The following is a 19,623-nucleotide window of genomic DNA, read 5'->3' on the forward strand; positions in this document are numbered from 1 at the left end:
GAGGTGTGATTGATGCCCACACGAGGGCTCGCTGTGGTGATCGGCCAAGGATCAGCCACTCCCCTGGAGGTGCTCTCCAGCCTTTATCCGAGCATTCCGGTGACATTTATCGCCGATGCGGCCATCCCCCGCGGAGGCGTCGTCCCCGAACTCTCCGGGATGGCATCGCTGCTGGTGAACAGCACTGGGTACCAAGCTCTACTGAGAGAAGTGAGATCGACCCGGCCCGCAGGTATCACGACGTTCAGCGACGCCATGCTGCCCGTCACCGCACGCCTTGCCCATGACCTCGGGCTGCCCTACCACAGCAGGAAATCCGCCGAGTTGCTAACCGACAAGCACGCCCAGCGGCGACGCCTGGCGTCCGCCGGGCTCGACTCCGTCCGGTGCTGTACATTCTCCAATTTCAATCAGTGGCGGCAGGCCGCCACCGAGGTCGGATTCCCGATGGTGGTCAAACCCGTCCGGGGAATGGGCAGCAAGCACACGCATCCGGTGGCCGACGAGCGGAGCGGTGAGCGTCTCGTCTCGCTTCTTTTCGCGGACACGAGCCACCCGACGAACGAACTCACCTTCATCGCCGAGGAGTTCCTGCAGGGCCGTAATACGCACCCGTTCGGGGATTACGTGTCGGTCGAGAGCCTGGTACAGGACGGCCGGGTGACGCACATAGCGGTGACCGGAAAGTTTCCACAGCGCCCCCCTTTCAGAGAAGTGGGAGACTTCTGGCCGGCGTACGGCACGGAGACCGAGCTCGCCGCAATTCGCGAACTTGCCGAAAGCGCGATCCGGGCGCTGGGGGTCTCCGTCGGGATCTGCCACACAGAGATCAAGCTGACGACCGCCGGCCCCCGCATCATCGAGGTGAATGGGCGGCTGGGCGGCTACATCTCGATCATGGCGCGTCAGGCACTCGGCGTCGACATGGTGGACCTGGCCGCCACGCTGGCCTTGGGGGGGCCCGTTCCAGACACGTTCCCCGAACCATCGTCAGTGCACTTCCAGTACTCGAACGTGGCCCCAGTCCATGCCTTCCGACTCGAGGCCGTCAACAGCACCAGGTCGGTACGCGAGCACCCGAACGTACGGGCCTACCGTCAGTACATCCGGGTCGGCTCCTCGCTACCGGACGGTGTCGAGACACGGCGCTTCGACCTCGTCAGCGGTGTAGCGGACGACCACACGGACATGATCCGCGTACTACGGGGCGCGCTCGCGGAGCTGAGTTTCAGCCTCGACACCGCCCAAGGGCTTACCGAGCTTGAGGCGCTGTCCCTCCTCGACGGCTGAGCTGTGCCCGCATCGCGGGAGGAGCCGCGGTCCGGCTGTCCGGGCCGCGGCCTTCCACGTCTTCCGACCACGTCACCTGGCCCAGCGAACCTTCGCCGGCATACTCACGATCGTCCGCTCGCTCGGCGTGACCCGGCGTTCCACCGGTCCAGTGATCTCGTACTCCACCATGCGTTCCGCCAAGGCCCGGAACAGGGCCTGAAGTTCCATCCGTGCCACACCGGCGCCGAGGCAGTGATGGATGCCAATGTTGAAGGAGAGATGACGCTGCACCGGGCGGTCCAGAACCAGTCGGTCGGCGTTTTCCCACCTCCGCTCGTCGCGGTTCGCCGACGCCCAGATGAGGATCACCCGTTCACCAGCGGGAATCCGCGTCCCGTGCAGTTCCACTTCGCGCGTGGTCACCCGCTTGAACCAGTGGAACGGTGCATCGAAACGCAGGAACTCCTCCACAGCCGAGGGGGCGACGTCAGGGTTCCGCCGAAGCAGTCGCCACTGGTCCGGTGCGTCGCGCAGGTGAAACAGCGCGCTCGCGATGATCGCGTTGGTGCTGACGATTCCGGCGTCGAAGAGAAACAGGACATTGGCCAGCGCCTCGTCCTGGGTGAGCTCGCCGGCGAGCTGTGCCCGTGCCATCACGGACAACAGGTCGTCGCGCGGACGGGCGCGGCGATCGGCCAGCTCCCTGTCCAGGAACTCCCACATCTCGTCTCGGGCGGCCGTGGCCCGCTCCGGGAGCTCCATCATCCCGGGGCTGCGTTCCAGCATGACCGAGTGCCAGCGTCTGAGCTGGTCGTGATCATCCTCAGGGAAGCCCAGCCAGTCGCAGATCAGTCCGGCCGGCAGCGGGTAGGCCAACTCGTCCGCGAAGTCCACGACCTCCTGCCCGGCCAGCCGGTCCACTGCCGCTTGGACCTTTCGCTGGATGACCGGGCCGAGCCGGGCACGTATCACCGCAGGACTGAACTCCTTGCGCAACGCGCCTCTCATCCGAGTGTGCCGCGGCGGGTCGGCGCAGTCCATCGCCGGGGCTGGGCCGAACAGCAGACCGGTGTCGTCCAAGTCGTTGCCCTCAGCGGAGGAGTACGTCTCCCAGTCGAGAGCAGCCGCCTCAACGTCGTCGTATCGCGACAGAGCCCAGAACGTCACGCCTTCTGCGGTCTGCCCATGATAGACGGGGGCCTCGGCCCGCAGGTTTCGGTACACCGGATAGGGATCGTCGGCCAACTGCAAAGGGTCATAAGAAAGGTTCAAGAAGAACTCCTTGGCGCGTCAACTGGGGAAGATCTCTGGTTGCACATCATTCGGACGGGGCCATCGAACCCTTCGGTTCCAGTTCCATGTCGTTGACATGGCGCCGAACCCAAGAGGGGGCTGTACCTTCTCCGTTCACTCCCTTATCGATGAAGACGATGTTGTGGTAGAGGTGAATCCCGATGACTGACCTGTCGATTTCTGATGCAGCACGGGCCTCCACATCGACTTGGTCCTGATGATGCAGTCCGTCGATGAGTCGCTTCACGAACCCGATCCAGGTGGCCTGGTCCGTGAAGTCCTGCCGGTTCCCGTTCCAACCGGGCCAGTACGAGGTCTGCACATCCTCGACCACATAGACACCGCCGGGCTTGAGCAGCGGGAAAAGTGTCCTGAACGACGTGATGGTGTCCTCGCTGACGTGGCTGCCGTCGTCGATAATCACATCGAGTTCGCCAATTCCCCTCGCCACCTCGGTGAGCGATGCATGGTCGGACTGGTCGCACTGTACGGTCCGCATCCGCGGGCGTGTGAGTGGGGACTTGTCGAATATGTCCATCCCGAAGATCAACCCCCTGCGGAAATACGACTTCCACAGCCGCAGGGATTCACCGCCCGCATCCGGCGCCTCGAATCCGCCGACACCGATCTCGAGGACCTTTACGCGCCGGTCGCGGTACTTCTCGAAGTGCTTCTCGTAGTGCGCGGCGAACCAGTTCTCCCCCCACTTGTCGGACGTTGCCCGCATGGCGAGTTCGCGCACCCTGGGCCGGTACGGGGAGCACGCACCCGCCGCCTGGCCGGCCGCCCGCGTGGCCGCCTGCCACCGTACGAGCCATGGGTCGTCAGGGGCGTCGGACGCCGGGCCGGGCTCACCGTTGACGGAGATGATCCGGGTGGCGTCGTAGTCCGGACCGGGCGGGCCGTACAGAGCCCGCACCAGCTCGTCGAGGTCCTGGCGGATCGTCACCTGTGGCTCCAGAACCCGTCCCGGGCGCGCGACACCTTCACCGGAAGTGACCTCGACCACGAACTCCAGCACGATGCCGTCGGCGGACAGCTCGAATTGCACGTCCACGGGCAGGGCGGGGCCGTCGAAGAGACCCAGCCGAAAGGCGACTTCCTCCAGGGCGACCGCCGCCACCTGGTGCGGGTTCTCCTTTCTCAAAAGTTCACGGCTCTCGCCGCCGGTGCCGTCTACTATCGCCAGGAGGCGTTCTGGCAGGTCTAGTTCAAGGTTACGCATACCTCTGTAGCCTTTCTTGACGTGAGCGAGCCGGATTCTCAATCATCTGACATGACGAACGGAAGGAGCAGGAGATGGTTTTCCCCACGACAGCCGAACTGGTGAAGGAAATATGGCAAGAAGTCCTGGGCATCGAGGTAGATAGGGAAACGGACTTCTTCGAGACGAGTGGCGATTCCCTGTCTGCTATGCGCATCTACGCAAAGCTTGCCGAAACCCTCGAAGTTTCCCTTCCGCTGGCGGCCCTCTTCGATAACCCCCGCTTCGGGGATTTCACAGCGGTGGTCAGGAACGAAATTTCGACTATGAACCGCAACGCCGAGTGATCTTACCTGCCTGTGTATGATCTGGGCAGTCATTGACGTCAACTCGCACGCCGACGCCTTGCACTGTGCAAGTGCGGGGATTCCCCGGTTGCACAGTCGGCACCTCAGGATAGGCGACAGACAGGTGAAATCGTTGTTTTTCTTATCGAACAAGGTCGTCCTCCTGCGGGTTCTCCGCGGGGTCGGCGGGCCCACAGTCGGCCTTCTCCTCGTGGCCCTGGTCATAGAGAGTCTGACTCCCGCGGCCACGGCTCTCGTACTCGCTGAACTCGTCGACGCGCTCACCGCCGGCACAGCCCAGCCCGACTTCTTCCGCGCCGCGATACCTGGCTTACTAGCCTTCGCCGGCATCCTCCTGGCGAACAGCCTCGCCGAGGCCTCCGATGGCCCTCTGGTGTTCCGGGTCACAGCACGTGTCGACGGCGCGCATCGTGCGGAGGTCGCCCGGCTGGCCGCTGGTAGCCGCAGTCTCGCGGTTCTGGAGAGCCCGGCGGTCCAGCAGCTGCTCAGGGAGGTGACGCTGGATCCGGCCCGGGGCTACGACACCACTCCCGCCGAGGGCGCCCTCGCTCAACTCCGCTGGGCCGCCGGGCTCCTAGGCATCGCAGCCTCATGTGCCGTGCTCACTTGGTACACCTGGTGGCTGGTCCCTCTGGTGCTCCTGCCTGCCCTGCTCAACTGGCGTATCAGCAACCGGCAGAGCGCGCGGCTCGCCGGCCTGTGGCGCGGCGCAATCAAAGGGGAGTTGCACGCGGACGTGTGGCGGCAGGCAGCCGTCTCCCCCGGCGAGGGCAAGGACATCCGGATCTTCGGATTCGCCCCGTGGATGATCCGCCGGATGCAGCACCACGTGGAAACGGCCAACGAGGCTTTCTGGGCGTACGTTGCGCACATCGTACGCAGTCAGTGGGGCCAGTTCTCGCTGGCGGCAGTGGGGCTGGTCCCCGCCTACGTCAGCGTCGCGGTCAGCGCGGCTGACGGCCGGACCAGGGTGGCCGTCGAAGCCGCGGTGCTGGCGGCGGGCTGGTCGGTCTTCCAGGCTCTAGGGCGCAGCATGGAGCAGTACAAGATGGTCTCGGCGCTCCGCGTAATCGAAGCGACGCGGAACCTCCGCGCAGCCCTAGATCCGGTGGATGGGCCCGTCGCTCCGCCTGCCTGGGCCGCCACGGCACACTCCGTCAAGCATGACTCCACGTCAGGCCAGGTGTCGGCAACCGCGGGACTCCCGGCGACCGTCCGGTTCGAGGGTGTCACCTTCACCTACCCGGGCGGCTCCCGTCCCGTACTCCACGGCCTCGACCTGGAGATCCGGCCCGGGGAGCTACTGGCGATCGTCGGGCTCAACGGAGCGGGGAAGTCGACCCTGATCAAGTTGCTCGCGGGTCTCTACACGCCGTCCGGCGGCCGGATCACCGCCGACGGACGGAACATCGAGGAGCTGGGCATCGACGACTGGCGCTCGCGCTTGTCGATCGTCTTCCAGGACTTCGTCCGATACCACCTCAGCGCCGCCGACAACGTATCCCTCGGGCAGGCCCGTAAGGCGCCGGACCCCGTGGCCCTGGAGGGGGCGGCACGGGAGGCCGGGCTTGACGCCGTGCTGAGCAGATTGCCGAACGGCTGGGATACACCGCTCGCGCGGGTGCGCACTGGAGGCGTCGACCTCTCGGGCGGCCAGTGGCAACAGGTCGTCCTCGCCCGCGCGCTGTACGCGGTATGGAGCGGCGCCCGGCTGCTGGTGCTCGACGAGCCGACCGCCCACCTCGACGTACGGACAGAGTTTGACGTCTTCAACCGGCTCGCCGAACGCAGAGGCAGCACGAGCGTCGTACTGATCTCCCACCGGTTGTCCACGGTGCGCATGGCGGACCGCATCGTCCTGCTCGACGGCGGGCGGATAACCGAGTCCGGCACCCATGACGACCTCATGGCGCTGGACGGCAAGTACGCCGAGATGTTCGCCATCCAGGCCGAGCGCTTCAACCGCGGCTACCAGGATCGCGTCGAGGAAGGGGAACTACAATGAGGCGCTATCTCACCCTATGGCTTGAACTGTTCGGCGTCTCCTGGCGGGGGGCGCGTTCTCTGACGGCCGCCTCACTGGCCGCCGTCGTGGGTACGACCGTGGTGTCAGCGGGCGCAGCGCTGGCGCTGCGCGCCGCAGTGGATGCCTCAGCCTCGGGAACCGTGCGGACCGCCGCCCTGGGCGCAGCAGGGGCAGCGCTGGCCTACGCCCTCACGATGGTCCTCCAGGACGTGACGAGCACGCTGACGAACACCGCGGCAGACCAAGTGGGCCGGCTGCACCTGAACCCCCGCATCCATGAGGACATCGCGGAGCTGGAGGGACTTGAACACCTGGAGCGCTCCGACTTCCTGGACCGCGTCACCGTGGTCCAAGGTGCGGCGGGCAAACTGCTGTCCGTCTTCTGGAAAGCCGTCGTGGCTACCGGAAGCATTCTTCGGATCCTCATTGCCATGCTCATCCTGGGCGCGCTGAGTCCGTGGCTGCTGCTGCTCATCGCTTTCGCGGTGGTACCGGTCTGGTGCAACAGCCGCGGCCAGCGCCGCCTCAAGGAGGCCGAACTGGCAACTGCCGAGGCATTCCGACTGCAGCAGCACCTGTTCGACCTGGCGGTGGACCCGGCCGGCGCCAAGGAACTCCAAATTTCGGGTGCCTCCGCGACCGTGGCGCGCCGACAGGCCGAGGTGTGGGACGAGTTGATGGCACACCGTGGCCACGCTCAGCTCCTCGCAGCCGCCTGGCGGCTGGCCGGGTGGGCGACCTTCGCCGTGGCCTTCGTGGGCGGTCTCGCGCTGCTGGTACAGAGCAGCGCACCAGGCCACGGCACGGCCGGCGACCTCGTGCTGCTGGTGACCACCGCGGCAGGACTGCGCCAGAGCGTCCAGACGGCCGTGACGAGTACCTCCGACACTGCCGGGGCAGCCCGGATCGTGGAGCCCTACCTTTGGCTGAGGGAATACGCCGCCGCTCACCGGAAGGCCGACGCAGGCTCGCTGGAGACACCGAAGCGGCTGCGTGAGGGCCTCATCCTGCAGGACGTGAGCTATCTCTACCCCGGCACGGAGCAGCCCGCGCTCGACCGGTTGAGCCTGAGTGTTCCGGCCGGTTCGGTGGTGGCGGTGGTCGGCGAGTACGGCTCCGGGAAGACGACACTGGTCAAGCTGCTCTGCAAGTTCTACCGTCCCGACGCAGGGCGGATCCTCGTCGACGGGAAAGACCTCAACGATCTGGAGACATCCGGCTGGCGGGCGCGTTCCAGTGCGGCGTTCCAGGACTTCGGCCGGTTCCGTACGACGTTCTCGGAGACGGTCGGGCTAGGCGACCTCACCCACATCAGTGACCGCGAGCGCATTGAGGAGGCGCTGCACGCGGCCGACGCCATGGATCTCGTGTCCCGGCTCCCCCATGGGCTCGACACACAGTTGGGCGTCGAGCTCGGCGGGGTCAACCTCTCGGAGGGCCAGTGGCAGCGCACGGCTCTGGCCCGGGCCTCGATGCGCAGGGACCCCCTGCTGTTCGTGCTGGACGAGCCGACTGCGTCGCTTGACGCACCCAGCGAGCAGTCGATCTTCGAACGCTACATGACGCGGGCTCGCGCTCTGGCCTCGACGACTGGTGCCATCACGATCATCGTGTCCCACCGTTTCTCGACGGTCACCGACGCCGACCTCATCCTGGTCCTCGACAAGGGGCGCCTCGTGGAAAGCGGCACACATGACGAGCTCATGCGGGTCGGCGGCCGCTACGCGGATCTCTACGGCATCCAGTCCACCGCGTACTCCACTGCGGGTAAGCGCCCGGCATGAGAAAGGGAACGTCATGACAGACACAGGGCCGGAACCCGCCCCGGACGTCTCCTATCACGCGTACGACGAGGGCCAGTTGAAGAAGGGAGGGGCGCACCCAGGCCCCGCCGACCCAGTCGCCCTCCTGGTGCACAGCCAGTTCCGGGCGATGATGCTCAGCGAGGCATACACCTGCATAGGCGGGGCCTCGGCCGTCCGGCGAGGCACGTACCGGTTCGGGGTGTTCCCCGAGCTGGCCACGCCGGCGGCGGTGGAACAGTCCCGAGCGGCGCTCGGCGAGTTCCTCCACGAGTTCCCGGAGGAGGAGAACGCCGTAGCGGTGTTCGTGGCCTCCTTCGAGGGGCCCGTGATCGACAGCGAGGCCAGCTTCGAGCAACTGCTATGGCAGCAGTTGCAGGGTCTGCACGATCTCGACACCCAGCCCGTGTGGTGGGATCCCACCGGTCTCGAGGAGTGGAACGACGAGCTCGGCTTCGTCTTCGGCGGCCGGAACTTCTTCGTCGTGGGTCTGCACCCCGCCGCTTCGCGGTGGTCACGCCGGTTCGGCTGGCCCACTCTGGTCTTCAACGCCCTTTCCCATGTACGGCCCCTGGAGCGGGCTGACCAGTTCGCGCGGATGCAGAGCAAAATCAGGGCACGAGACCACCGGCTGCAGGGCTCGAACAATCCGAGCCTGGACCAGTCCCAGGTGGCACAGTTCTCAGGGCGTGACGTGGAAGCCGACTGGGAGTTTCCGCTGCGGCCCCGGGGGCACGAGACCGGCTGCCCTCGTTCACGACCCTGAGAGCGGGAGCGTGCAGCAGCCCGTTCGACGTCAGGACCGCCTCTCCGGCGCGGTTCGGGTGGCCGTCCATCGAGGTCAGGCGGCCACCCGCCTCCGTGACGATCAGTTCCAGCGCCATGACGTCCCACGGTTCGCCACCGTCGCCGGACGAAGCAAGCTCGTAGGTACCCTCCGCAACCAGCATGTGCGGCAGGAAGTTCCCGAAGCCGCGGGCCCTGCGACAGGCTCGGATCAGCCGGACGAAGCCCTCGGTCCGCAGCCCGTAGTCCCGAAGCCCTCCGTAGCCGATCCGTGCCTCCGCCAACCGCGACACGTCCGAGACGCTGAGCCGCCGGCCGCCTTCGAAGGCCCCCTGCCCGGCCGCCGCCCACCATCGTCGGCCGAGCAAGGGCGCGCTGACCGCCGCGAAGAGCGGCCGGCCGCTCCGCACATAACAAATCATGTGGGCATATATAGGCACACCCTCGATGAAGTTTGCAGTCCCGTCGACCGGATCGACAACCCAGAGGGAATCGGCTTCCGCACTCCCGCCCAGCTCCTCTCCGAGCATGCCGTCGCTGGGGAACGCCGCCCGGATCCGGCGACCCATCTCCCGCTCGATGGCGACTTCCATGTCGACCATGGGTGAGCCGTCCGCCTTGTACGAGACCGTGTATGCCCGGTTCCGGAAGGCCTGCGCCGAGAGGGCGTCCGCGACGTCCAAGCACTCCCACGCCACCCGGAACCGGGTGGGTTCCGTGCCCGAGTCAGGTGCGGCGCCGCCCACGGGCCCCGTCATCGGTACTCACCGGCCAGGACCGCCGCGAGCCGGTGGGCGAGGGCCAAGGTGGTCAGCGACGGGTTGGCAGCCCCCATGCGTGGGAAAGTAGCCGGCCCGGCTGCATAGAGCCTGGCCACGTCACGGAACTCGTGCCGTTCCGTGAGGACGCGGCCGAGGGGCAGGGTGCCGCCCTCGTGGTCCTCGGTGCCAATGAACCCGGACCACGTCATCGGGATTCCCGCCGGGACGTCGTTCATGGACTCCGGCAGGACGAAGCTGTTGGTACGAGCCGGACTGTCGAAGTCACCGAACGTGAGAGCGCTCGGCATAAGCCCGGCGTCACGGGCAAACCCGTCCCAGAGGGCCTTGAGACGCGCCTGCTGTGCGCGGAGAACCTCTTGATCCGCGTCCGTGACGCGGCTGTGCACGACGAGAGCCCAGCGGCCTGCGGCGTCCCGTGTGCACTCGACCCGGTTGCCGTCCGAGGGCAGCTGCTCCCCCGTCAGCTGGACGTCGACGAGGACGGAACCGTCCAGCAGGTGCTGCACGTGGACGAACACGTTGGACCGACAGGAGGGCTCATACGAGGCGTAATACGAGCCCGGCGGAAACGCCTCCAGCGTCCGGGCGGCCACAGCACCCTCGAGCCGGACGAAGAAGCCCTGCACCATGTGGTCGTACAGCCCACCCAGTTGGTTCACCGGCTGTGGGCCAGCCTCTGACATGGCCTCGATCGCCAGTGCCGTGCCGGCTATCGTCCCGGCGGCCAGCACGACCGCTTCGGCCCCAACCTCCCGCTCGACGCCGTTCGCCGTATCTCGGACAACAACCCCGCTGGCCCGGCCCGCACGCACCGCCACGCGGACGACCTCCGCACTGGTACGGATCCGCACGCCCACCGGGGTGCGCAGCGCTGTTCCGGTTCGTGGGTCACGCCAGTCGTCCAGAGGCGTGTATGCCGACCAGCGGCCGCGGCCGCCAGCACCGGGTCGAACAGCGAGCGGAACCGGGGCCAAGGTCACGCCGCCCATCGGCCGGGACGGCGCTCGGCCCACCAAGCCTGTGCCGGTCCATGCCTCCAGTCGGGCTAGCGTCCGTTCGTACAAGGAGGCTCCGCCACACCAGGTCTCCCGCAGGTCCTTGATGACCGAGGCCGGCCACCACGGCTCGGCCAATGCCCACGGCTCCATCGGGAGTACCACCCCGTACCAGTACAAGGACCGACCCCCGAGCCGCCGCCGGATTCCCGAACCACCAGTGAAATGAGGAGGGTTCGCAGAGCTCCAAGGTCGGCGGAAGTACGGATCGGTGTCGGGCAGGAGCCACTGACGCAGGGCGAGGTCAGGGCCGTAGGCCTGGTTCACGTGCCGCAAGTCGTCCGCCGGACCGGCCTCCAGGACGAGTACATCGTCGACACCCAGCGCCTCCAGCCCCCGGGCCGTCTCGAGACCTGCGAGCCCACCGCCCACCACGATCACAGTGCTATGCCGCGGCAGGGGTCCTTCGTCAGTGATCACAGCTGTCATGTGTCCGCCTCATATCCGGTCGAGCAGATCGCCCAGCTCTCGCGTCCAAGACGTGATGGCGTTCGGGTCGATGCGGGAACGCTGGTAGGTGATGTGCAGCCGGTACTCACCGGGCGCCAGCCGCCATTCGGTGTACACCGGCCGCCAATAGAGGGACGACATAGGCAGGTCCACGGGGGTGGCGTCGACGCCGGGCAGGTCCAGGGTGGTCGTGTCGAGGGCCTCGGACAGCATGTTGATCTTCAGGACCTCGGGGCGCCCCAGTTCACGCAGAATCTGGTCAACGTAGGCTTCCTGGAACTGGTCCGCCTCCAGCCAGCTCGTTCGGACCGACCGGACGAGTTCCGCGAAGGGACGCCGGGCCGGCCACGCAAGCGGGATCAGCCGGGTGTTCAGGCAGAATCCGGCCAGATTGTGCACTGCGGGATCGACGCGGTTGGCCGTGTCGACACCCAGCAGCAGGTGGTCCTGCTCCGTGACTGCGGCCAGGGTGGCGGCCGTGGCCGGCAGGAGCACCATGAAGGGGGACACCTGGGCGGACCGTGACATCTCGCGGATCCGGGCGACCTGCTTCCTGGACGCGTCGTAGGTCACGGTGGTCGTGGTGAACGGCGCTGCTGCGGCGTCGCCGGGGCCGGGCCAGGCCACGTCGCTCGGACACGAGGCGGTTGCCTCGCGCCAGTAGCGCATCACATCGTCCCGGTTCCGGTCCCAGAACTCCCTTTGTCTACAGGTGTACTCGACATAGTCGATCGCCTGCTCAGGCAACTCGGGGCGCCGCTTCTCGCACCTTGCCGTGTAGATCTCGGACAGGTCGCGCCACAGCACGGAGATCGCCCAGCCGTCGTACAGGACATGATGCAGCGTCAGGACTAGCAGTACGGAGTCGTCCGTGAGGAGGTGAATCTCCGGCCGAAACAGCGGTTCACCGTCACAGAGTTCCTCGATACCGTAACGTCTGCGCACCAGTCCTGCGGCAATGTCCACCACAGTCTCGTCCGGCGCCGCCCGCCTGATATCCACGAACTCGGGCCCGGCGGAACCCGCTACGTGCTGCCAGTCCGCACCGTCGCGCACCGCCAGGGTCGTGCCCAGGACCCGGTGGTGCGCGACGAGGTCGCCGATGGAGTGAGCAAGCCGGTCAACGTCCACGTCGCCGGTCAGCCGGAAGAGGAACGAGTTGTGGTATCGCTGCGCGCAGTCGGGGAAGGCCCTGATGTTGTGGAGCATCTCCTCCTGCTGGAACGAGACCGCGGTCAATTCGTCGGTGCGGGGCATCGTGCTCTCTGCCTCCTGGTACGGGCTCACGGACTCGCCATGTACTGGCACAGCCGGCGCCATCGGCCCTGCTGGTCAGGCGTGTCCTCGTGCTCCGCGGTGAATGTGATCGTGTACTCGGCAATCTCGGCCAGCCGCCACTGCAGGTCGTAAAAGCGGTGCACCAGTGGATCGCCGCCCACGGCAGCCCCCAGTTCACGGGTGAGGAAGTATCCGTCCCGCTCGGCAGGGCCGGTCATAGCGCACTGCCAGTCGACGAAGACGAATTCGTCGGCGACACGCAGCACGTTCTCGTCGTTGAGGTCACCGTGAGAGGTCCCGAAGGTGTGCCTGGCGGCCGCGCATTCCTTGCCGACTGCGGCGATCTCCTGCAGAAGTGCGTCGACGAAGTGGCTACGGATCGTGATCATGTCCCGTAGGCGCTCGCTGTACGGACCTACGTCCCGCGCGGGCTCGACCGCCAAGGAGAGTGCCCGTATCAGGCGTTCCTCGAAGGGCAGACGAAAGTCCTCCACAGGCAGGCCGCTCGGCACCTCGCAGGCGTGCACCCGTTCGGCCAGCTCCACGATGCGGGCTACTTCGCGGCGGGTTAGAGGTGGGCCCGCGGCGACCTGCTCTCCCTCCAGATAGGGGAACACGGCTACCGGTCGTCCCTGGACCGTGCGCAGGATCCGACCGTCCCGGCCGGCCAGCGGCGCGAGGACGAAGTCGAGTCCTGCCCGGTTCAGTGCGTGCGCGGTCGCGTACGCCTCGGGGACGTGCCCCAGCAGGTCGCGACGGACGCTGATCCAGAGGCTTCCACAGCGGTAGGACCAACTGTCCTCGCCCACCGGCTGGAAGACGAGGTCTGGTCCGGCACCCTCGTACTGCTCTCGCACGATGCGCTCCAGTACACGCTCGTCCAGGTCGCTTTTGCGTTCCAGCACGCGGGCTCAGTCCGGGATCCGGGAAGCGAGGGTGCGGACCTTGGCGACCGCGTGCGCCACGTCCGCCACCACTTCCTCGTCCGCGAGGAGGAATGGATGGTGCAGCGTGAGGACTTCTTCGTGCGCACGCTGCGCCTCGGGCAGCTTGTACGAGCCGGGGTCGATACGCTTCATGTGCTCGTCGCTCAGGTGGTAGCGGCGCTTGGTGTGCGGTCGGTAGAGAGGGTTGTGGTTGAGCGGGGCATAGCTCGGCTGAACCGGGTAGCCGAGCTCGGCACGCAGGGCCCGGCACACCGCAAGGAGCGGCTTACCCGCGAACTCCTCCAGGTCGAGGCGGATTGCGTAGTGGTAGTACGTGGGCTGGGTTACCGCCGCTGCCGGGCGGATCGGCCTGACCCCGGGGATCTCTTCCAGATTGCGGGTCAGCAGGGCGGCGTTGCCCGCCCGCCGCTCGTGTTCGGCATCCAATGTCCCGAGTTGATCGATCAGGAGTGCGGCGCCGAACTCGGAGAGGCAGTAGTTGTTGCCCATCACACTGGAGTTGTCCACGAGTTCCATGTCACGCGGTGCCAGCGGTCCGGTGGCCAGGCGTCGGCCGTCGGCCCTGAGCTGGAACAGTCGGTCGGCCAGCTCGGGGTCGTCGGTGATCGCGGCACCGCCTTCGCCGGCCGTCAGCAGTTTGGTCTGTTGCATGCTGAAAGTGCCGATGCTGCCGAGGGTGCCCGCGCGCCTGCCGTTCCAGCGGGCACCGTGCGCCTGTGCGCAGTCCTCCAGGATCGGCAGGCCGTGCCGGCGGCCGATGGCGGTGATGCGGTCCATGTCCGCCATAGAGCAGTACAGGTGCACGACCGAGATGGCACGCGTGCGGGGCGTGATGGCCGCCTCGATCGCCGTGGGGTCGATGCAGAGCGTTTCGGGATCGATGTCGACGAGCACGGGAACCGCGTTCACGTTGAGCACCGCGGAGGCCGAGGCGACCCAGGTCAGTCCGGGTATTAGCACCTCGTCGCCGGCCCCGACGCCCAATGCCTCCAGGGCGATGACGAGGGCGCTGGTGCCGTTGGCCGTGGGGACGCAGTGCCGAGCGTCGTTGTACTGGGCGAACTGCTCGGCAAAATCCTGCTCATTGGAACGTGCACCCTTCCACTCGCCGGACAGGGCCCAGCGACCCGATGCGAGGGTGCGGGCGAGCCGCTCGTCCGCCTCCTGCTGCGGGCGCGGCCATTGGGGCCACGCGCGGTGGGTGACCGGATGCCCGCCCGTGAGTGCGAGTGTCTCCGTCATCGTGCTTCCTCCTCAGTTTTCGGTCGCGGCCGCTTTCAGGCCATGCGGAATACGGAACGGACGTTGCCCTCGGTACGGTTCAGGGCCACGTCCAGCGCGTGCTCGAACTCCGTGAGCGCGAATTCATGGGTCAGGAGGAACTCCACGTCGACCTCCTTGCCGTCCAGCAGGTCGATGGCCTCTTGAAAGCGGCCACCCGGGCCGAGGATTCCACGCAGGGTCAGCGCCTTGACGGTGGCGACGTTCGGCGACATCGGGCCGGTCTCCTCTACTCGGTAGCCGACCAGGCAGACCCGGCCTCCGGGGCGCACGATCTCCATCGCCTCCTGGACAGCCGAGGGGTACCCGGATGCCTCGAACACCACATCGGGGCGCAGACGTTCGTTCTGCTCCACGAGCCGGACGAGTTCGCCCACGCCCGCCGCGGCCACCGTGCGCGCACCGCGCTCCGCGGCCACTATGCGCCGCTCTGCCACCGGCTCCGAGACGACCGTCACCTCGGCGCCCCGGTGCCGAGCAGCAGTCATGAGCATCAGACCGATGCCGCCCGCGCCGAGGACGGCCGCGCGTTCACCGGGTTGGAGGCCGATCGCATGGATCGCGTGCAGCGCCACCGCCAGTGGTTCCACCTGGCTGGCCAGGCGCAGAGGCAGTGTCTGGGGCAGCCGGAAGAGGTTGCCCACGGGGATGGTCATGTAGTCGGAGCACGCGCCGTCGCGGGTGAAGCCGAGCTCCTGAAGGTTCTCGCACAGCACCGGCGTTCCCCGCTCGCAGGGCGGGCACGTGCCACAGCTACAGGTCAGGTCCCCGGTGACGTTCGCCCCCACGAGGGCCGAATCCTCCGAGCGGCCGACGCCGACCACGGTCCCCGCCCACTCGTGGCCGGGGACCACGGGGTACTGGAATCCGTGCCATACGCCGCGGAACAGTGACAGGTCACTGCCGCAGACGGAGTTGTAAGAAATCCGAACGAGAGCTTCTCCGGACTGTGGGTCGGGGATGTCCCTCTGCTCCACATGCGCTTTCCCCGGGGAAGAGAATACCAATGCCTGCATTTCAAGAGCCCCTTGTCGCCTGCACTCCGGGAAGTGCACCAAATGATGCGCGTGACGATAGTCAGAGCTACGCAACAACGTCAAGAAATGTTCATTGACCACCCCGACTCAGAAAATCATCACTTGACGACAGCCAATAGGGAGTACTTACATACGCAGCATGACCTCCATTCAACTCATAGTTCTGGATGCCACCGGAAGCCGTCGACTGGAGTTTTCCAGCGGGCTTCCGATCGTCGAGGTGAAGGATGGTGTCAGCGCGGCACCCGAGGTTCTCGCAGAGGCGATGGGGCAGGAGCTGGGCATTACCGGCACGATCCTGCGAGTTCTGGGACGGAATCTTCTGGAAGTCCAGCTGACCGGCTCGGATCGTGTCGACAAGGCCACCCTCGACTGGCGGCCGGTGGCAGACGATCCTGGTCACCGCCTGTGGTGGCAGCGGCCGGGGTGGATGGAGCTGCTGTCCGGCCCCCTCGACTCCGCACTCGCGGACCGCGGGATCCGGCGCACCGGCCCGCCGGTCCAGGTGCGGTACACCAGTGTGACGGGTCTGTTCCAGCTCCCAACAAACCAGGGGACGCTGTGGCTCAAGACCGGGCCGCTTCTCTTCGCGCATGAGCCGGCGGTCATCTCCTGGGTGGCGGACACCGGGGTCGCGGCCGTTCCGGAGGTCGTTGTCCAGGGGCCGGGCTGGTGGGTGGCGCGGACCTTTCTCGAACCCCTGTCAACACCCGTAGGTGATCCCCTGCGGAGCATGGCCAAGGTCCAGCTCGCCTCGGTCGACCGCACCGCCGAACTTATCCAGCGCGGCTGTCCCGACCTCCCCCTGGAGCGCCTCCCGGACGACGTGGCCGACCTGGCCGCGCGGCGAAACCTGCTGACGGCCGACGAGAGCGCACGGCTCCGGGCCGTACTGCCGGCCTTGCGGAGCCTGTGCGCGCAGGTCGGTGCACTCGGCTTTCCACCGGCCCTGGTGCACGCGGACCTTCACCCTCAGAACGTGCAGTGGACGCGGGACGGCTGGCTGCTGTTCGACTGGACGGACTCGTGTGTGACCCACCCGTTCGTCGAACTGGCGATGCCGCTGAGCTACGACACCCCGGCCGTCCGCCGCACCCGGGCCGCAGCCTACGCCGCGGACTGGCGCCGCATCATGCCGGCCGACGCCGTGGCAAGCGCGCTGCGGGCCGCACCCGTCATCGGGGCCGCCCATCTGGCGGTCAGCTATCGTCGCATTCTGGAGAGCATTCAGCACCGCCCCGGCGACCTGCCGAGCAGCGACGACATGGTTCCTTGGTTCAAGGACTGGGTCCACACACTCGCCCGGTCGCTGTGACCGGGGGGGCTCCGAACGCTCAGTCAATGCGCGGGACGCTGACCAGCTCCTCGCTCGTCTCCCACAGCCATGCCGCGAGCCCCTGGTCACGCGCCGCGTCCGACGTCCCGGCCGGCCTGCGATCGGCGTAGTACGGGGCGACGGGTGCCCCGCCTTCGGCGTCGGTGGCCAGCCACACCAGGGTGTCGGCGCCCTTCTCCGGCGTCGTCAGCAGAAACCGTTCGAACGGCTTTGTCCAGCGCACGAACGGCGAGTCCCGGTTCAGGTCCGTCCGGACAGAACCCGGGTGGACAGCCGTGGCGGGCAGTCCGGTGCGCCGCGTCAGCTCGGTGGTGAAGAGGATGTTCGCCAGCTTCGAGTTGCCGTAGGCGAGCCGCCCGCTCCACCGGCGGGCCATCTGGAGGTCCTCCCGGTCGATCCGTCCGGCCGTGTGGGTGGACGACGAGGTGGTTACGACCCGGCCACCGCTCTCGCGCAGTCGCTCTACGAGCAGTTTCGTCAGCAGGAACGGAGCCAGGTGATTCACGGCGAGGGTCAGCTCGTGCCCGTCGTCCGAGACCCTCCGCCGGCTCGGCTGCACTCCGGCGTTGTTGATGAGGACATCCACATGCGAATGCCGGTCTAGCACGATCTCCGCAAGCAGTTCCACTTCCTTCATCCTCGACAGGTCAGCCGGTATCGGCGCGGGTACGGAAACACTCTCCGGAGCCACCGCCAGCATCTTCTGGCGCACCCCCTGGAGTTTTGCCTCCGAGTGACCCGTCGCCAGTACCTGATGCCCCAGCCTCGTGAGTTCCACCGCCGCAGCGGCACCGATTCCCGAACTGGCCCCTGTCAGGATCACAAAACTCATCGCATTGCCTCTCTCATTGCGGGCCCCCATAATCAACAGGGCACCAAAAACATCGGAAGGGACTCCATGACATACCGACAGAGCTTTGCCTGGTGGTCTTTCACCACGGATGCGGAGAATCCGGCACTTCTGGATTCTGCTGCCGAAATCGGCTACCAGGGAGTTGATTTCCTGCCCCAGGACCATTGGAACCGGGCGCGGGACGTGGGCCTCGAACTGACGATCATCGACGGCCACATCTCCTTGGAGGTCGGCTTTAACGACCGCGCCAATCACACCGACCTCGCCGACGAAGTTCGGCGAAATCTCGAACTGGCCGTGAAGGCGGGTGTTCCCGGGCTCGCGGTCAACGCCGGCAATCGGGGAGCCGCCTCGGACGCTGATGCTGTGGGCATCTGCGCCGAGGGGCTCGCACCGCTGGCGGCCGAGGCAGCTGCGGCTGGCGTGACGCTGCTGTTGGAACCACTGAACAGCAAGGTCGACCACGTGGGGAACCAGTGCGATCACACCGCCTGGGCGGCCTCGGTGGTCGACGCGGTAGCTTCCCCCGGCCTCCGGCTCTTGTTTGACGCGTACCACATGCAACTCATGGAGGGTGACCTCCTGCGCACCATGGAGACCCATCTGGACCGCATCGCTCACGTCCACACGGCGGGCGTGCCGGGCCGGCACGACCTCGACGATAGGCAGGAGGTCAACTGGCGGTCCATCGCCCACCTGTTGCACGATCGCGGCTACGGAGGTTACGTCGCCCACGAATTCATTCCGCGCGCCGACCCGGTGGCGGCGTTGCGCACCGCGTACGCGATCTTCGACGAGCCGATGTCGGCTCAGCTGTAGGTTTCCAGCGTTCCCGTCCTGCGGACGTCGAGTGTCACACAGTGGAAGCCACCACCAAGGGTTCTGGCGTGCGTCAGCCGAAGCGGCACCACGTCCACGCCGTGACGCTCCAGCATGCGGATGAGCTCGGGCTGGCGGTCGTCGACGACCGCCAGCCCGGGACGGACCACCAGCAGGTTCATACCGATCCATACCGAGGCCCTCGGGTGAGAACCCACGTACCCGACATCGGCCAGTTCGGGGCTGCGCAGCCGTTCCCAGCCCTTGAGGAACTCCGGCATGTTGGAGTCGTTGACCCGCGCAGGGTTGACCAGGACGAGCCCCGGGCGCAGCGGCACGATGGTCGAGTCGACATGCGTGGAGGCGTACAGGCCCCGGCAGGGGTGCACCTTGTAAGTGTCCCCCAGCGTGGACTGCAGCCACTGCCAGCCCAGTTCGTTGCCGCTATCCGAGACCAGATACAGGATGTCGGTCCCGAATCTCAGGATGTTCGCCGCATCGAATGCCGGTTCGAGGTTGCCCAGGCGCTGCCCCGTGGGTGCCGACACGTCGTACATGTCGTCCAGCAGCCTCGGGCGGGGTGCCGCGATCCAACGAGCCCCGCTGGTGAAGTACTCCGTGAACATCTTCTTGTAGGCGAGCGATTCGAGGAGCCGGGCGCGCAGCACCATCGGCGTCTCGATAATGGTGTTGCCGACCGTCAGCAGGCCATCGCGCGGGCAGTAATCGTAGAACCCCTCGGTCTCCCAGTCAGGTGTGCTGATCCGCGCCGAGAGGTCCCGGGGCTCGGGGCGCCTCACGGCCACCCCAAGTTTACCCAACTCTTGTGCAAGCAGGTCGAGTTCGATTTCGGTCTCCTCGACCACCTGCTGCGAGTAGGGGCCGGAGGGGATGTCCGCAGCGGAAGCCAGCGTGGAGAACTCCACCCCGTACAGGCTGGTGTCCGGAGCGGGGACTCGCGCGCCGCGCATCGTGCCGACGACGACTTCCTCCAGCGGGTCCCACTCGTTGTGTACATCGACCAAGCTCATGGT

16 protein-coding genes and 1 pseudogene are annotated in these 19,623 nt (G+C 66.8%); 7 read left to right on the forward strand and 10 right to left on the reverse strand.

What is annotated here, in order from left to right; translation table 11 throughout:
• Positions 1–12: 12 nt before the first annotated feature.
• Entirely contained in the window at positions 13–1,290 is a 1,278-nt protein-coding gene (locus OG730_RS08120) for an ATP-grasp domain-containing protein (RefSeq protein ID WP_327303572.1), read from the forward strand.
• 72 nt (positions 1,291–1,362) lie between these two features.
• On the opposite strand, the gene OG730_RS08125 is transcribed toward OG730_RS08120, so the two are convergent.
• On the reverse strand, positions 1,363–2,544 hold the full coding sequence (locus OG730_RS08125; protein ID WP_327303573.1) for a cytochrome P450: 1,182 nt from the start codon (positions 2,542–2,544) through the stop codon (positions 1,363–1,365).
• A gap of 46 nt (positions 2,545–2,590) precedes the next feature.
• Positions 2,591–3,790 (reverse strand): class I SAM-dependent methyltransferase, encoded by a 1,200-nt coding sequence (locus OG730_RS08130; protein ID WP_327303574.1) that lies wholly within the window; start codon positions 3,788–3,790, stop codon positions 2,591–2,593.
• A gap of 74 nt (positions 3,791–3,864) precedes the next feature.
• Between OG730_RS08130 and OG730_RS08135 the strand changes: the two genes are divergently transcribed.
• The 4 genes from OG730_RS08135 to gntA all read left to right on the forward strand — a co-directional run bounded on the left by OG730_RS08135 (position 3,865) and on the right by gntA (position 8,731).
• On the forward strand, positions 3,865–4,116 hold the full coding sequence (locus OG730_RS08135; RefSeq protein WP_327303575.1) for a phosphopantetheine-binding protein: 252 nt from the start codon (positions 3,865–3,867) through the stop codon (positions 4,114–4,116).
• A gap of 124 nt (positions 4,117–4,240) precedes the next feature.
• Positions 4,241–6,142: an ABC transporter ATP-binding protein gene (locus OG730_RS08140; protein ID WP_327303576.1), complete on the forward strand. Its 1,902-nt coding sequence runs from the start codon at positions 4,241–4,243 to the stop codon at positions 6,140–6,142.
• On the forward strand, positions 6,139–7,947 hold the full coding sequence (locus tag OG730_RS08145) for an ABC transporter ATP-binding protein (RefSeq protein ID WP_327303577.1): 1,809 nt from the start codon (positions 6,139–6,141) through the stop codon (positions 7,945–7,947). Before OG730_RS08140 ends, OG730_RS08145 begins: the two co-directional genes overlap by 4 nt.
• Positions 7,948–7,960: 13 nt before the next feature.
• Complete coding sequence (gene gntA / locus OG730_RS08150) at positions 7,961–8,731, forward strand: guanitoxin biosynthesis heme-dependent pre-guanitoxin N-hydroxylase GntA (RefSeq protein ID WP_327303578.1); 771 nt, start codon at positions 7,961–7,963, stop codon at positions 8,729–8,731.
• A gap of 40 nt (positions 8,732–8,771) precedes the next feature.
• On the opposite strand, the pseudogene OG730_RS44275 reads toward gntA, so the two are convergent.
• The 6 genes and pseudogenes from OG730_RS44275 to OG730_RS08175 all read right to left on the reverse strand — a co-directional run.
• Positions 8,772–9,509 (reverse strand): annotated as a pseudogene (locus OG730_RS44275) (inositol monophosphatase family protein); the annotation flags it as partial.
• Positions 9,506–11,017 (reverse strand): FAD-binding protein, encoded by a 1,512-nt coding sequence (locus tag OG730_RS08155; protein ID WP_327303579.1) that lies wholly within the window; start codon positions 11,015–11,017, stop codon positions 9,506–9,508. The gene OG730_RS08155 and the pseudogene OG730_RS44275, both read right to left, overlap by 4 nt.
• A gap of 9 nt (positions 11,018–11,026) precedes the next feature.
• Positions 11,027–12,295 (reverse strand): condensation domain-containing protein, encoded by a 1,269-nt coding sequence (locus tag OG730_RS08160; RefSeq protein ID WP_327303580.1) that lies wholly within the window; start codon positions 12,293–12,295, stop codon positions 11,027–11,029.
• Positions 12,296–12,321: 26 nt separating this feature from the next.
• Positions 12,322–13,221, reverse strand: coding sequence for a phosphotransferase (locus OG730_RS08165; protein ID WP_327303581.1), 900 nt, complete (start codon positions 13,219–13,221; stop codon positions 12,322–12,324).
• Positions 13,222–13,227: 6 nt separating this feature from the next.
• Positions 13,228–14,505, reverse strand: a complete 1,278-nt coding sequence (locus tag OG730_RS08170) for a DegT/DnrJ/EryC1/StrS aminotransferase family protein (RefSeq protein ID WP_327303582.1) — start codon at positions 14,503–14,505, stop codon at positions 13,228–13,230.
• Between the two features lie 35 nt (positions 14,506–14,540).
• Positions 14,541–15,560, reverse strand: coding sequence for a zinc-dependent alcohol dehydrogenase (locus tag OG730_RS08175; RefSeq protein WP_327303583.1), 1,020 nt, complete (start codon positions 15,558–15,560; stop codon positions 14,541–14,543).
• Positions 15,561–15,720: 160 nt separating this feature from the next.
• Here OG730_RS08175 and OG730_RS08180 point away from each other — a divergent pair, with 160 nt between their 5' ends.
• On the forward strand, positions 15,721–16,896 hold the full coding sequence (locus tag OG730_RS08180; RefSeq protein WP_327303584.1) for an aminoglycoside phosphotransferase family protein: 1,176 nt from the start codon (positions 15,721–15,723) through the stop codon (positions 16,894–16,896).
• A gap of 19 nt (positions 16,897–16,915) precedes the next feature.
• Here OG730_RS08180 and OG730_RS08185 read toward each other — a convergent pair whose 3' ends face one another.
• Positions 16,916–17,779, reverse strand: coding sequence for an SDR family NAD(P)-dependent oxidoreductase (locus OG730_RS08185; protein ID WP_327303585.1), 864 nt, complete (start codon positions 17,777–17,779; stop codon positions 16,916–16,918).
• Between the two features lie 36 nt (positions 17,780–17,815).
• Between OG730_RS08185 and OG730_RS08190 the strand changes: the two genes are divergently transcribed.
• A complete protein-coding gene (locus OG730_RS08190; RefSeq protein ID WP_327303586.1) occupies positions 17,816–18,589 on the forward strand; it encodes a TIM barrel protein in 774 nt (257 codons plus the stop codon).
• On the opposite strand, the gene OG730_RS08195 is transcribed toward OG730_RS08190, so the two are convergent.
• Entirely contained in the window at positions 18,580–19,620 is a 1,041-nt protein-coding gene (locus OG730_RS08195; protein WP_327303587.1) for an inosamine-phosphate amidinotransferase 1, read from the reverse strand. The two genes, OG730_RS08190 and OG730_RS08195, sit on opposite strands and share 10 nt — an antisense overlap.
• Between the last annotated feature and the right edge of the window lie 3 nt (positions 19,621–19,623).

This window comes from Streptomyces sp. NBC_01298 (genome assembly GCF_035978755.1).
Lineage (GTDB): Bacteria > Actinomycetota > Actinomycetes > Streptomycetales > Streptomycetaceae > Streptomyces.

Coding starts and splice junctions, on each gene's coding strand:
- OG730_RS08120 (WP_327303572.1), top strand. CDS start 13: ATGCCCACACGAGGGCTCGCTGTGGTGATCGGCCAAGGATCAGCCACT.
- OG730_RS08130 (WP_327303574.1), bottom strand. CDS start 3,790: ATGCGTAACCTTGAACTAGACCTGCCAGAACGCCTCCTGGCGATAGTA.
- OG730_RS08135 (WP_327303575.1), top strand. CDS start 3,865: ATGGTTTTCCCCACGACAGCCGAACTGGTGAAGGAAATATGGCAAGAA.
- OG730_RS08145 (WP_327303577.1), top strand. CDS start 6,139: ATGAGGCGCTATCTCACCCTATGGCTTGAACTGTTCGGCGTCTCCTGG.
- gntA (WP_327303578.1), top strand. CDS start 7,961: ATGACAGACACAGGGCCGGAACCCGCCCCGGACGTCTCCTATCACGCG.
- OG730_RS08155 (WP_327303579.1), bottom strand. CDS start 11,017: ATGACAGCTGTGATCACTGACGAAGGACCCCTGCCGCGGCATAGCACT.
- OG730_RS08160 (WP_327303580.1), bottom strand. CDS start 12,295: ATGCCCCGCACCGACGAATTGACCGCGGTCTCGTTCCAGCAGGAGGAG.
- OG730_RS08170 (WP_327303582.1), bottom strand. CDS start 14,505: ATGACGGAGACACTCGCACTCACGGGCGGGCATCCGGTCACCCACCGC.
- OG730_RS08175 (WP_327303583.1), bottom strand. CDS start 15,560: ATGCAGGCATTGGTATTCTCTTCCCCGGGGAAAGCGCATGTGGAGCAG.
- OG730_RS08180 (WP_327303584.1), top strand. CDS start 15,721: ATGACCTCCATTCAACTCATAGTTCTGGATGCCACCGGAAGCCGTCGA.
- OG730_RS08185 (WP_327303585.1), bottom strand. CDS start 17,779: ATGGGGGCCCGCAATGAGAGAGGCAATGCGATGAGTTTTGTGATCCTG.
- OG730_RS08190 (WP_327303586.1), top strand. CDS start 17,816: ATGACATACCGACAGAGCTTTGCCTGGTGGTCTTTCACCACGGATGCG.
- OG730_RS08195 (WP_327303587.1), bottom strand. CDS start 19,620: ATGAGCTTGGTCGATGTACACAACGAGTGGGACCCGCTGGAGGAAGTC.